General features: G+C 70.7%; 14 protein-coding genes. 3 read left to right on the top strand and 11 right to left on the bottom strand.

Annotated features, from left to right (window positions below):
• The 3 genes from K313_RS0111325 to K313_RS0111335 all read left to right on the top strand — a co-directional run.
• Positions 1-491: hypothetical protein (locus tag K313_RS0111325; RefSeq protein ID WP_205621857.1), on the top strand; the 491-nt coding region annotated here is incomplete at its 5' end.
• A 43-nt stretch (positions 492-534) separates the two neighbouring features.
• Complete coding sequence (locus K313_RS23540) at positions 535-690, top strand: hypothetical protein (protein ID WP_156911351.1); 156 nt, start codon at positions 535-537, stop codon at positions 688-690.
• A gap of 179 nt (positions 691-869) precedes the next feature.
• Complete coding sequence (locus K313_RS0111335) at positions 870-1,181, top strand: hypothetical protein (protein WP_156911353.1); 312 nt, start codon at positions 870-872, stop codon at positions 1,179-1,181.
• A gap of 406 nt (positions 1,182-1,587) precedes the next feature.
• Here the strand turns inward: K313_RS0111335 and K313_RS0111340 are convergent, their stop codons facing one another.
• The 11 genes from K313_RS0111340 to K313_RS0111390 form a co-directional block, all read right to left on the bottom strand.
• Complete coding sequence (locus tag K313_RS0111340) at positions 1,588-2,601, bottom strand: aldo/keto reductase (protein ID WP_019285211.1); 1,014 nt, start codon at positions 2,599-2,601, stop codon at positions 1,588-1,590.
• Positions 2,601-3,569, bottom strand: coding sequence for a Gfo/Idh/MocA family oxidoreductase (locus tag K313_RS0111345; RefSeq protein WP_029211717.1), 969 nt, complete (start codon positions 3,567-3,569; stop codon positions 2,601-2,603). The genes K313_RS0111340 and K313_RS0111345 overlap by 1 nt, the downstream gene beginning before the upstream one ends.
• A 2-nt stretch (positions 3,570-3,571) precedes the next feature.
• Entirely contained in the window at positions 3,572-4,930 is a 1,359-nt protein-coding gene (gene ligA, locus K313_RS0111350) for a protocatechuate 4,5-dioxygenase subunit alpha (RefSeq protein ID WP_029211718.1), read from the bottom strand.
• A complete protein-coding gene (locus K313_RS0111355) occupies positions 4,927-5,850 on the bottom strand; it encodes an amidohydrolase family protein (RefSeq protein WP_029211719.1) in 924 nt (307 codons plus the stop codon). Before K313_RS0111355 ends, ligA begins: the two co-directional genes overlap by 4 nt.
• A gap of 216 nt (positions 5,851-6,066) precedes the next feature.
• Entirely contained in the window at positions 6,067-6,900 is an 834-nt protein-coding gene (locus tag K313_RS0111360; RefSeq protein ID WP_084412757.1) for an IclR family transcriptional regulator, read from the bottom strand.
• Positions 6,901-6,910: 10 nt separating this feature from the next.
• Entirely contained in the window at positions 6,911-7,594 is a 684-nt protein-coding gene (ligK, locus tag K313_RS0111365; RefSeq protein WP_029211721.1) for a 4-carboxy-4-hydroxy-2-oxoadipate aldolase/oxaloacetate decarboxylase, read from the bottom strand.
• A gap of 27 nt (positions 7,595-7,621) precedes the next feature.
• Positions 7,622-8,635 carry an amidohydrolase family protein gene (locus tag K313_RS0111370; protein WP_029211722.1) on the bottom strand — a complete coding sequence of 338 codons (1,014 nt, stop codon included), beginning with the start codon at positions 8,633-8,635 and terminating at the stop codon, positions 7,622-7,624.
• A gap of 81 nt (positions 8,636-8,716) precedes the next feature.
• On the bottom strand, positions 8,717-9,403 hold the full coding sequence (locus tag K313_RS0111375) for a molybdate ABC transporter substrate-binding protein (protein ID WP_051274114.1): 687 nt from the start codon (positions 9,401-9,403) through the stop codon (positions 8,717-8,719).
• Positions 9,404-9,480: 77 nt separating this feature from the next.
• Positions 9,481-10,536, bottom strand: coding sequence for a PDR/VanB family oxidoreductase (locus K313_RS0111380; protein WP_029211724.1), 1,056 nt, complete (start codon positions 10,534-10,536; stop codon positions 9,481-9,483).
• Complete coding sequence (locus K313_RS0111385) at positions 10,536-11,645, bottom strand: aromatic ring-hydroxylating dioxygenase subunit alpha (RefSeq protein ID WP_029211725.1); 1,110 nt, start codon at positions 11,643-11,645, stop codon at positions 10,536-10,538. The genes K313_RS0111380 and K313_RS0111385 overlap by 1 nt, the downstream gene beginning before the upstream one ends.
• Positions 11,646-11,776: 131 nt before the next feature.
• Entirely contained in the window at positions 11,777-13,105 is a 1,329-nt protein-coding gene (locus K313_RS0111390) for an MFS transporter (RefSeq protein WP_034252965.1), read from the bottom strand.
• Positions 13,106-13,160: the final 55 nt, after the last annotated feature.

Genomic DNA, 13,160 nt, shown 5'->3' on the forward strand with positions numbered 1-13,160 from the left:
GAGACGCTTCCGATCCTGAAGGCCTCGACCCCCAACCACCCTCACCCCGTGCTCTAGCGTGTCGCGCTCACCCCCACCTCAAGGTTGAAGAGCCCGATATGGACGGCATGACAATCGTGCTCACGGTCCTGGCCATCATCGTTGGTGCTGCGTTCTTGATCCACGTCAAGGCTCGCCTGGCTATGCGGAGCCCGATGATTCCGCTGGTAGACCCTGAGTTGAACAACGAGGGCCTCCTCGTAGGCCCGCCTCTCACGCCAAGGGCGCAGCGCGCCTCCAAGCAGTTCATTCGGATGTACCAAGCGTGGCTGTCGGGACAACCCCGCGAGTTGCCCATGCAACTGCTGTCGGCGCAGGGTCAAGTGGTCGTCCCGTTCTTCCAGGCGCAGACCGGCGACGACGAGATCGCCATGCGGATGTGGTTCATCTACGCCCACGGCTTCTACATGGGGAAGGTGGCCAAGAGCGCGATGATGGGGAACGCGTCGTGAGGTCCGGCAGTGTGTCCTTGATGCCGCCGAGTCGTATGGAGAGGTGGCGGCGCTTGACCTCGCGCGGGAGATTCCCGGCACGAAGATGTTCATGGCTGAGTTTGTGCTCGCCGCGCGGATGGGTGTTTTCGTGGCCCTCTCCGACGGTGTCCCTGGGGTTCTCGGGCCGGATGTTACGTCGACCGAATACCCGTTCTGATCGACATGCTGACCGGCGCGCGGAGCGTACCGGAGGCGCACGTCCAGTAGTTCGATGCAAGCGCCGATATGAACGCTATGAGCGAACCCACAGTCTCCAGCCGAGTCGGCGACTTCCTCGGGAAGGTTCTGGCTGGTTGCCTGATCCTCGTCGGAACCCTGTGGGGGCTTCGAGGCTGCGTGACGCTCGACTACGCCACTGATGGTGTTGACGCTCATGCCGAAGCCATCAAGTCCTGCGACTACTGGGACCGCTACTGGGACGGCCTCCTTCACCTAAACGAGCCGGGCACCGACGAGCAGACCGTTCTCTCCTATGGGGACATCGCCTATGCCGCCGCGCAGCGAGCGGGTGTCGCGGAGATGCGCTACAAGCCTCTACTGGCTGCCTTCGATCGCTTCGCCGACACGGTGGACGACACCGACCCCTCGGCTGGACTTTCAGCGGCTGCAGACATCTCTGCCGCGTGCACCACAGCACGGACCTACTAACGCCGCCGTTCTCACGTCGCGCACGATTTTCGCCGCGCACGGAGCCACCGCGGTCGTCAGCGGCGTTCCCGCCCGCGCTCGGGGCATACGTCGTCCAGCAACCCTGTGGCACCGCCGATATCGACAGGGAGACCCCATTGGCGGGTCCGTTAGGACAGCGATGGGCGAGGGCCCGCACTCAGACCAGCACGCGAGGACACCAATGTCACACACCTACACCGGGCGCGGGGAAACTCCCCAGGAGGCGCGGGGAAACCCGATTTCAGGGTCAGCAGAACAACCCTCTGACCTGCGGGAACGCACTTTGGTCTCCAGCCCGCCAACAGTCCTCCAGCAGGACACGACGAAGCCCCCGCCGGCCACATGGTCGGCGGGGGCCTCGTCGTCGTGCGCGTGGATGCGGTCGTCAGCCGGCCTCGGGGAAGGACTCGGTGTCGACGTCCGCCGCCGCACCGGCGCCGTAGCGCGGGCCGTGGACGGTGCGCTCGTTCATCAGCGCCGACGCCCGCTCGAGGACGTCCGCGGGCAGCGACACGGTCGCGGCGCCCAGGTCCTCCTCGAGGTGCTCGATGCTGCGCGTCCCCGGGATCGCGACGACGTGCTCGCCACGGGACAGGACCCAGGCCAGCGCCAGCTGGGCGAGCGTCACCCCGGCCTCCTGCGCCAGCGCGTCGAGCTCGCGCACGATGGCCAGGTTGGCGGCATAGGCGTCGCCCTGGAAGCGCGGCATCGAGACCCGGAGGTCCTGCTGCGGCAGCGACGCGACGTCCGGCGGGGTCGACGTGAGGATGCCGCGGCCGAGCGGGCTGAACGCCACGAGCGTGATGCCGAGCTCGGCGCAGACGTCCAGGGCCCCGAGCTCGGGGTTGCGGGTCCACAGGCTGTACTCGTTCTGCACGGCGGCGATCGGGTGCACCGCGTGGGCGCGCCGGATCGTCGCCGCGGACACCTCGGACAGGCCGATCGCGCGGATCTTGCCCTCGTCGACCAGCTCGGCCATGGCCCCGACGCTCTCCTCGACCGGCACGCCGGGATCGACGCGGTGCAGGTAGTAGAGGTCGATGACGTCCGTGCGCAGGCTGGTCAGCGCCTCGTCGCAGGTGCGGCGGATCGTGGCAGGGCTGCCGTCGATGACGCGCTTGCCGTCGACGCCCGTCATACCGCACTTGCTGGCGAGGGTGAGCTCGTCGCGACGCGACCCGAGGGTGGACCCGACGAGTCGCTCGTTGGCGCCGAAGCCGTAGAGCGCCGCGGTGTCCAGGTGGTCGACGCCGAGGTCGAGGGCGGCGCGCAGGACCGCGGCGCCCTGCTCCTCGTCCGGGATGGGGTGGTAGACGTGGCTGAGGTTCATGCAGCCCAGGCCGACGGGGGCGACCTCGAAGGGCCCGAGCCGGCGTCGGGCAGCGTCCGCGAGCGCCATCAGGACTGGGCCTCGAGCTGCTTCTCCAGGCCGTCCAGCACGCGGTAGCAGTCGATGACCGACGCGATCGAGGCGTTGGGCTCGCGGCCCTCGCGGATCGCCGCGACGAACTCGCGGTCCTGCAGCTCGATGCCGTCCATGGAGACGTCGACGTCGCTGACGTCGATCTCCTCCTCCTTGCCGGTCACGAGGTCGTCGTAGCGCGCGATGTAGGTGCCGGTGTCGCCGATGTAGCGGAAGAAGGTCCCGAGGGGGCCGTCGTTGTTGAACGACAGGGACAGGGTGCAGATCGCGCCGTTCTCGGCCCGCAGCTGGATCGACATGTCCATCGCGATGCCGAGCTCGGGGTGCATCGGGCCCTGGACGGCGTTGGCCTGCACGATGGGGCTACCGGTCTGGTAGGCGAACAGGTCCACCGTGTGGGCCGCGTGGTGCCACAGGAGGTGATCGGTCCAGCTGCGCGGCTGGCCGAGGGCGTTGAGGTTCTTGCGACGGAAGAAGAACGTCTGGACGTCCATCTGCTGTATGGCGAAGTCGCCCGCCGTGATCGCGTTGTGGACCCACTGGTGGCTGGGGTTGAACCGACGCGTGTGGCCCACCATGCCGACCAGGCCGCTCGCGCGCTGGGCCTCGAGGCACTCCTCGGCGTCGGCCAGGGAGTCGGCGAGCGGGATCTCGACCATGACGTGCTTGCCGGCGCGCAGGCACTCCAGCGTCTGCGAGGCGTGGAGCGGGGTCGGCGTCGCGAGGATGACGGCGTCGACGTCGTCGCGCTGCAGGGACTCCTCGAGGCTGCCGACGGCGGTGCCGACGCCGTGCTCGTCCGCGAACGCCTGAGCGGACTCGAGGCTGGCGCTGATGATCGTGGTCACCTCGACCCCCTCGATGCGCTTGAGGGCGTTGACGTGCTTCGCGCCGAAGGCGCCGCCCCCCGCGAGGGCGATCCGGACGGTGTCGGTGGTAGCCATGGTCACTCCTTGGTGTGGTTGGCCAGGACGAGGTGCCCGACCGCCGTGTTGGAGGCGGGCACATGGTAGAACCGGTGCAGGACCTCGATCGAGCCCGTCTCGTTCACGTCGCTCATGGCCCCGCGGGCGATGAACCACATGACGAGCTCGATGCCCTCGGAGCCGGCCTCGTCGACGTACTCCAGGTGCGGCACCCGGGACAGGCCCTGGGGGTCCTCGACGAGGCGGTCGAGGAAGGCGTTGTCCCACTCCGCGTTGATCAGCCCGGCCCGCGGGCCCTGGAGCTGGTGCGACATGCCGCCCGTGCCCCAGACCTGGACCGTGATGTCCTCGTCCCACGTGTCCAGGGCTCGGCGCAGGGCCTTGCCGAGCGCCAGGCAGCGCGCACCTGAGGGCACGGGGTACTGCACCACGTTGACCGCCAGGGGGATGACCTTGAACGGCCACTCCTCGACGTCGCCGCACAGCAGCGACAGGGGGACCGTCAGGCCGTGGTCGACGTCCATCTCGTTGACGAGCGTGAGGTCGAAGTCGTCGATGATGAGCGACTGCGCGAGGTGCGCGGCGAGCTCGGGGTAGCCGTGGACCGGCGGGACGGGCCGCCGACCGTAGCCCTCGTCGGCCGGCGGGTAGTAGGCGCCGGTGCCGAGGGCGAACGTCGGGATCATCGTGAGGTCGAAGGCCGTCGCGTGGTCGTTGTAGACGAGGATCACGACGTCGGGGGTGTTGTCCTTCAGCCACTGCCGGGACTCGACGTAGCCGTCGAACACCTTCTTCCAGTAGGGCTCCTCGGTCTTGCCGAGGTCCATGGCCGCGCCGATCGCCGGGACGTGCGAGGTGAAGACGGTCGCGGCGAGGGTCACGTGGTGCTCCTGCTGGGCGTCGCCGGCCGCCGCCTCGATCACGGCGGCCGCCATCTCGTCGCCGCCGGCGGCGTCCGTGGCCGCACCCTCGGCGCCCAGCTCCTCGCCCGCGGCCGCGGCGTCGGCGAGCCGGTTGCCGTCGGCGGACCGGCCGCCGCTCTCCATCATCGCGCGGTAGTCCTCCCCGGACATGCCCGTCATCGAGCCCGCCATCTGCTGGAAGGACAGGCCGAAGGTGGCGCCGATCTTGGACAGGAAGTAGATGTTGCCGCCCAGCCGCATCGCCGCGTTGAGGTCGAGGTCCAGGACGGCCTGCTTCTGCTCCTCCGACAGGGGCCACTCGTCGAGGTAGGCGCGCTGGTCGGCGACGAACCGCTCGCGGTTCTCCGCCTTCATCAAGGACATGCAGAACTGGTTGAGGTGGTAGCCCTTGGCGCTCTGCGCCGCGTCGAAGATCGTGGTGCCGGGGACGTTGCGGTAGGACTTGTCGTTGCTCATCGGGCCTCCTCGGGCCAGTACAGACGCAGGGGGTTGTCCACGAGCAGCCGCTGCTGCTTGTCGGGGGTGTCGGCGATCCGGGGGATCCAGTCGACGAGGAGCCCGTCGTCGGGCATGTGCTTCTTGAGGTTGGGGTGCGGCCAGTCCGTGCCCCAGATGACGCGGTCGGGGAAGGTGTCGACGATCCGCTTGGCGAAGGGCACGACGTCGTCATACGCCCGCTGCTCGCCGTCGAGGGCGGCCGGACCGCTCTCGGACAGGCGCTCCGGGCAGGTGGTCTTGCACCACACGTCGTCGCGCGACCGCATGAGGTCCACGAAGGCGTCGAACTCGGGGCCGGCCGGGTCCTTGGTCACGTCGGGGCGCCCCATGTGGTCGATGACGACCGGCACGGTGATGGCCTCGACCAGGCCGCCGACCTCGTCGATGTCGGGGGCCTCGAAGTAGACGACGACGTGCCAGCCGAGTGGCGCGATCTTGTCGACCACCCGGAGGAGCTGGTCCTTGGGGGTGATGTCGACGAGGCGCTTGACGAAGTTGAACCGGACTCCACGCACGCCTGCCTCGTCGAGCTCGGCCAGGGTGTCCTGGCTGACGTCGGCGCGGACGGTCGCGATCCCGCGGGCCCGGCCCTCGGCGCGGCGGACGGCGTCCGCCATCGCGCGGTTGTCGTCGCCGTGGCAGGTCGCCTGCACGATGACGTTGCGGCTGAAGCCGAGGTGGTCCCGCAGCGCGAAGAGCTGGTCGGCGGACGCGTCGCAAGGGGTGTACTTGCGCTCGGGGGCGAAGGGGAACAGGTCACCGGGCCCGAACACGTGGCAGTGCGCGTCGACGGCACCCTCGGGCACCTGGAACGCCGGGGTCGACGGGTCGGAGTACCAGTCGAGCCAGCCCGGGGTCTTGGTGAACGTCTCGCTCATCGAACCCCCTCGTCGAGCCGGCCGGTCCGGATCGGTCGCGGTGCACGGTCCATCGTCGGACCTCCTTCGGCGAGGCGCGCACCCGGTGCGCGTCGTGGCAGGTGGGGGGGTGGATCTCCAGGTCCAAAACTCCCACGGGGACCGGCGGGGCGTCTGCGGCCCTTCCACGGGGCGGAAGGGGGATCGAGCGGGTCGCACCTGCTCGCGCGGACCGCGTCAGGACGGGCGGGGGACCCTCGCGCCGAGCGCGTCGGAGATGGCCTGCGCCGACCCCAGGACGGCCGGGCGCAGCCCGCCGATCCGGTCGGTGGCCGGGGCGCTGGCCACGACGACGCCGAGCGCCGCGTGCACGGGCCCCGAGCGCCCCATCCGGATGGGCGCGGCGACCGCCACGGTGGTCTCCGACAGCTGCCGGTCGCTGACGAACACCTGCTCGCGCCGGATGGCGCGGAGCTGCTCCTGCACCGTGACCGGGTCGGTGACCGTGAACGGCGTGCGCCGCGGGATGGGCTCGGCGAGCACAGCCTCCTGGATCTCGGGCGGTGCGTAGGCGAGCAGGACGCGCCCCATGCCCGTGGCGGTGATCGGGAACCGGCCACCGACCATCGTGAGCAGCTCGACGGACCGGTGCCCGGCGATGCGCTCGACGAAGACCAGCTCGGTGCCCTCCCGGACCGCGAGCTGGATGTTCTCGTGCGTCGCCTCGTAGAGGTCCTGCAGGAAGGGCAGGGCGATCTCGCGCAGGATCTGTCCCCGGGGGCAGCCGGACGCGACCTCCCACAGCCGCAGCCCGACGTGCCACGAGGCGTCGTCGCCGCGCTCGAGCGCGCCCCACTCCTCCATCTCGCGCACCACCCGGTGCACCGTGCTCAGGGCGAGGCCGCTCGACCGGGCGATCTGCGTCAGGGTCTGGCTGGGGCGCTCGCGGCTGAAGGTCGCGAGGACCGCCATCACCTTGCCGGCGGCCGACACCTGCCCCGGGACGCGCGGGGCCCGCGGACGCCGGTCGGAGGAAGCGACAGGATCCGAAACGTCCGGACGAGGCGTCATCGGGTCTCCGTCAGTCGACGTAGCGCAGGCCTGCCTGGTCGAGGCCCTCGCGCATCTCGTAGTAGTCGAGCCCCAGCGTGCCCGATGCGAAGAGCTCGCGCTTGGCGCCCTCGTTGGCCTCGCGCTTGCGCGCCGCCTCCAGGACCTCGGTGACGCGGTCGGCGGGGACGCAGACGATCCCGTCGTCGTCGGCCACGATCGCGTCACCGGGGTGGACGATCATGCCGCCGCAGACGAGCGGCACGTTGACCGACCCCAGGGTGGCCTTGATGGTGCCCTTGATCGAGATCGCCCGGCTCCAGACCGGGAAGCCGATCTCCTCGAGGGTGCGCACGTCGCGGCAGCCGGCGTCGATGACCAGGCCGCGGGCGCCCTGCGCCTGGAAGGACGTGGCCAGCAGGTCGCCGAAGTAGCCGTCCGTGCAGGGAGAGGTGGGGGCGGCGACGACGACGTCACCTGGGCGGATCTGCTCGGCCGCGACGTGCATCATCCAGTTGTCACCGGGCTGGAGCAGCACGGTCACGGCGGTGCCCGAGATCCGGGCCCCGGGATAGATGGGGCGCAGGGAGGGCTGGAGCTGACCGACCCGCCCGAGGGCCTCGTGGACGGTGGCGCTGCCGAGCTCCGCCAGCGCGTCGGTGGCCTCGCGGTCGGCGCGGGTGATCTGCGTGTGGACGACTCCGAGCTCGTGCATGGGTGGATCCTCTCAGGCGGGTGGCGATCAGGAGATGGCTGCGTCGAGCCGGGGGTAGACGCGGCGGGCGTTGTGCTCGAACACGGCGGCGCGACCGGCGTCGTCGAGGTGCGGGGTGCCGTCGACATACCGGCGGGTGTCGTCGTAGCCGTGCCCGGTGAGCGGGTCGATGCCGCGGACCGCGCCGATCATCTCGGAGGCGAACAGGATGTTGTCCGTGGGGATGACCTGGGTGAGCAGGTCGACGCCGGGCTGGTGGTAGACGCAGGTGTCGAAGTAGACGTTGCGGAGCAGCTCCTCGGCCGGGGGCCGCTCCAGCTGCTGCGCCAGGCCACGGAAGCGTCCCCAGTGGTAGGGCACGGCGCCGCCGCCGTGGGGGATCACGAACCGCAGCGTCGGGAAGTCGGCGAACAGGTCACCCTGGATCAGCTGCATGAACGCCGTGGTGTCGGCGCCCAGGTAGTAGGCGCCGGTCGTGTGGACGGCCGGCACGCAGCTCGTCGACACGTGGATCATCCCGGGGATGTCGTGCTCGACCATCTTCTCGTAGAGGGGGTACCAGTAACGGTCCGTCAGCGGCGGGCTCGACCACCGGCCGCCGGAGGGGTCGGGGTTGACGTTGACGCCGACGAAGCCGTACTCGGTGACGGCCTTGTCGAGCTCGGGCAGCGAGCGCTCGATCGGGACGCCCGGCGACTGCGGGAGCATGGCGGCTCCGATGAAGCTGTCGGGGAACAGGCGGCTGACCCGGTGGCAGAGCTCGTTGCAGATGGCCGCCCAGGCCTCCGAGACCGCCGCGTCGCCGAGGTGGTGCGCCATGAAGCTCGCCCGCGGGCTGAACACCGTGAGGTCGATCCCGCGCTCGCGCATCGTGGCGAGCTGCTGGGTCTGGATCGTCTCGCGGATCTCGTCGTCGCTCATCACCAGCTCGCTGCTCGCGGGGGCTGCACCGCCGGTGTCGTATGCCGCGACCTGCCGGTCCCGCCACGCGCCGAGCTGCGGCGGAGCCGTCGTGTAGTGACCGTGGATGTCGATGATCATGCGGGGCTCCTTGTGGCGGGGCGGGGCTGGCGTAGACGGGGCTGGCGTGGACGGGACGAGGGTCGGGTCGGGGAGGTGGGGTCAGTCGCAGGACCGGGCGAGGCGCGCGATGCCGGCGAGGACGGCGGCCGCGGCCTCGGGCTGGTCGGAGGCGGAGACCACCGCGCCGACGAACCTGCTCGTGAGCGCCAGGTCCCCCGGGAGCGGGCCGACGACGGCGACGCCCGTCATGCCCTCCAGCTCGGTGCGCTGCTGGACGACGAGGTCGGCGGTGCCGTCGGCGAGCATGGACCCGACGGGGACGCCGGGCGGGGCCACCACGGTGCGGTCGGCAAGACCCCACGCGTCGAGGATGCGGCGGACGGCGTCGCCGCTGGGGCCGGTGGAGATGCCCACGGCGCGGGCCCGCTCGACGGCCGCCCGCAACGCCTCGGGGGTCGAGACGTCCGGGAGGTCGGCGCCGTCGGCGCCCGCCATACGGCCGGAGCCGTCGGCGACCGCCACGACGGCCTCGGTGGCGAGGACGAGCTCCTGCGGCTCGGGCAGGACGTGGCCCTGCGCGGCGAGGCGCTCGATGGCTCCGGAGGCCAGGACGACGACGTCCACGCCGGCGCCCGAGGCCACCTGCTGCTCGACGTCGACCCCACCGGCGGCGTCCGCGACGACGTCGTCAGCGCCGCCCTGCGCCGCGGGCTCGGCCCCGAGCTCCGTCACGAGCCGGGCCAGGAGCGGCGCGGGAGCCTTGGACGAGAGGATGCGAATGGTCATGGGGCACCACCGGATTCGAGGGAGCAATGGGCGCAGGCGCGTGATGACGATGGTGGCACGGCGGATCCGACCCTGCCTCAGGTGGTCTCGATCGTGACGACGGCGGGCCGCTCGGGCGAGCGCGGCGGCGCGTCGTCCGGCTCGTCCGTGTCCCCGATCCGGGGGGTGCCGTGGGCGACGGCGCGGGAGACGCAGGCGCAGAGGCGGTCGTCGCCGGCCTTCTCGTCGGCGGAGAGGAAGACGTCGCGGTGGTCGACCTGGCCGTCCAGGGCGGTCACCTTGACCTGGCACAGGCCGCACTCGCCCTTGCGGCAGTCCCACATCATGTCGACGCCCGCCCGCTCCAGGGCCTCGAGCATCGTCGTGCTGGCGTCGACCCGCACCTCGACCCCGGCCGCGGGGACGCGGACGACGAAGTCCTGCGGGGCCCAGGACCCGGAGTTGCCGAAGGTCTCGAAGCGCAGGTTGGTCACCGGGAGCCCGCGGCGCTCCCACCCGCGCCGCACGGCGTCCATCAGCCGGATCGGTCCGCACATGTAGAGCTCGGTGGACGCGGCCCGCTCGTCGCCGGCGATGTCGTCGAGCAGGTCCTCGACGTCCAGCGGCGTGCCCTCGGCGTCGACGGCGAGGCGGACGCGGTCACCGTGCTCGGCGGCGAGCTGGTCGACGTAGGCCATGGCGGCGCGGGTGCGGCCGACGTAGTGGACGTCGTAGTCGGACCGGCGGGCCTTGAGGGCGCGCGCCATGCCCAGGACGGCCGTGATGCCGATGCCGCCCGCGAGGACGACATACCGGCTCGCACCCACCCCCAGGGGGAAGTTCTGCAGGGGCTGGGTGGCCCGCAGCCGGTCACCCGGGACGAGGGCGTGCATGGCGACCGAGCCACCGCGGCTGGCCGCCGACCGGTGGACCGACAGGGCGAGGCGGCGACCGCCGTCCAGCGACTCGACGACGCTGTAGGAGCGCGTGAGGGTGCCGCGGTCCGGCGTGGGGACCCGGACGTCGACGTGCGACCCGGGGCGGGCGAGCTGCGGCTCGGCATACCGCAGGACCACCCGACGGATCCCGTCGGCCGCGTCGCCGACCTCGACGACGTCGACCTCCTGCCAGTGGGCGACCTGGTCGACCGCCATCAGCCTCGTCCCTCCGCGGCGAGCATGCGCTCGATGATGCGGCGGGCCCACATGCCACCCATGTCGATGTTGAGGCTGTAGAACTCGTGCTCGGGGTTGGCGTCGATGGCCTCCTGCTGCGCCTTGAGCATGACCTCGTCCTCGCCGAAGACGCCGTGCACCCCGTTGCGGAGCTGGGTCGTGATCGTCTGGCTCTCGAGGCGGTAGTTGCGCATGAAGGCCCAGAAGTAGTGGCTCGTGCGGTCGGTCTCGGGGGTCATGGTGTTCATGACATAGCCGTTGACGCCCTCGCTGCGGTCACCCTCGGCCGCCCCGGTGCCGGCCTTGGCGACGCCCACGTCGATGCAGACCGTCGACGGCGCCTGGAAGTGGATGATCTGCCAGCGGTCGACCTTGCCGGAGAACCCGGGGAACTTGTCGTTCATGTTCTTGAGCCAGAACGGCGGCGGGTCGATGTCGCTCATGTGCCGCGTCACCGTGACGGTGGTGTCCGTGTGGGTGGTGTCGAAGCCGGCCTCGCTCAGCTCCTCCTGCCCGATCGACGACGAGTGGACGAACTCCTCGTGGGTGAGGTCCATGAGGTTGTCGACGACGAGCTGGTAGTTGCAGTCGGCGGGGATCGTCTCGCCGTCGCCCGCCCACTCCGGGGAGGTCATCTGGTGCATGTCGGGGATGGTGTCCGGGTCGGCCAGGTCCGGGTCGCCGAGCCAGACCCAGATGAAGCGATAGCGCTCCACGGCGGGGTATGACGGGACGGCGGCGCTCGGGTTGATCGTCCGCTGCGCCGGCATGTGGGTGCAGCGGCCCGCCGCGTCGTAGCGCATCCCGTGGTAGGGGCACTGGATCTCGTCCCCGACCACGGCGCCGCGGCTGAGCGGGGCGAGGCGGTGCCAGCACGCGTCGGCCAGCACCACCACGCGGCCGTCCGTGGTCCGCCAGAGCGCGAGGGGCTTGTCGCAGACGCGGCGCGACAGCGGTGCCTTGTTGGTGACCTCGTGGTCCCACGCGGCGACATACCAGGTGTTGAGGGGGAAGGACAGGATCTTGGCGGTGGCCGGACCCGGGTTGCCGGCGGGCTGGGCGACAGACGTGTGCTCGGTGACGGACATGCGGGACTCCTTCGTCTCCTGGCCGGCGGTGCCGGCCGTTCATCAGTCTTGTGCGTTGTCGGTGCTGCCGCCCAGCCACAGGGCCGAACGCCGAGGGCCGGTCCTGCGGCCGGTCCCTCAGGGCCGCAGCATCAGAGGGCGGACTCCCGGGTGGTGCGCAGGCCCAGCAGGCAGACCGCGCCGATGATCGAGCCCATGGCCATGGCGATGGCCACGCCCTGCAGGCCCATGCCGCTCTGGAAGAGCAGGCCGGCGAGGACGGGACCCAGCGCGGCGCCGGCGCGGCCGACACCGATCACGAAGCCAGTGCCGCCGGCGCGGACCGCCGACGGGAACGAGTGCGCGACGAGGGCGTAGAGCCCGGAGACGGCGCCGTTGGTGAAGAAGCCACCGAGGGCCGCGAGGAAGGACAGCCCGGCGAGACCGTCGGCGCCGTGGCCGAAGAAGATGACGGCCGCGGTGGACGCCAGCATGGCGCCGATGACCAGCAGGCGGGTCGAGAGCCGGACCGACAGGAAGCTGAGCGTCAGGGCGCCGATGAGGCCACCGACGTTGGCCCACACCAGGACGCCACCGGCGGACGCGGGCGAGAAGCCCATGTCGACGACGATCTTGGGGACCCACTTGAGGATGAAGTAGAAGGTCATGATGTGGGCGAAGTAGGCCGCGGTCAGCAGGATCGTGATCCGGCCGAGGCCGCCGGAGAAGAGCTGCTTGACCGAGGTGCGCGGCTCGTCGGCGGTCATCGGGGGCAGGCTCGCGACGGTGCGGTGACCGAGCTTGGTCATCGTGTCGTTGATCCGCTCCAGCGCGCCGTGCGGACGCTTCTGGACGAGGTAGCCGACCGACTCCGGCAGGACGAAGTACACGACCGGGAGCATCACGACGGACATGACGACTCCGAAGTAGAAGACCGAGCGCCAGTCGCCCGTGGAGGCGAGCAGGCCGGAGGCGATCGAGCCTCCGACGATGGCGCCGACCGGGTATCCCGCGGACATGATCGCGACGAACATGCTCTTGAGCTTGGCGTTGGAGAACTCGGCGACGACGGCGTTGGTCACCGCGAGCATGCCCCCGATGCCGAGGCCGGTGAGCAGCCGGTATGCCGAGAGGACCACGACGCCAGTGGCATGCGTCGCGAGATACATCCCGAGGCCCATGATGACGAGCGAGACCATCAGCGTCTTGCGGCGACCGATCCGGTCGGCGATGTTGCCGAGGATGATCGAGCCGACCGCCATGCCGATGAGCTCCATCGACAGGACCAGGCCGAGCGCGGCCCGGCTGACGCCCCACTCCTTGGCGATGCCGGGCGAGGCGAAGCTGATGGACAGGACGTCGAAGCCGTCGAGGGCGTTGAGGGTGGTCGCGATGGCGACGGCGAGGTACTGCCGCCCGCCCATCCGGCCCTTGGCGAGGATCTGGCGCGGATCCTCATCAAAGCGAGTCGACTCTGACACGTTGGGGGACCTCCGTCTAGTTGCCAGGATTCCTGGCAGGGAGCCCCACAGTGAC

It is taken from the genome of Arsenicicoccus bolidensis DSM 15745, from assembly GCF_000426385.1.
GTDB lineage: Bacteria > Actinomycetota > Actinomycetes > Actinomycetales > Dermatophilaceae > Arsenicicoccus > Arsenicicoccus bolidensis.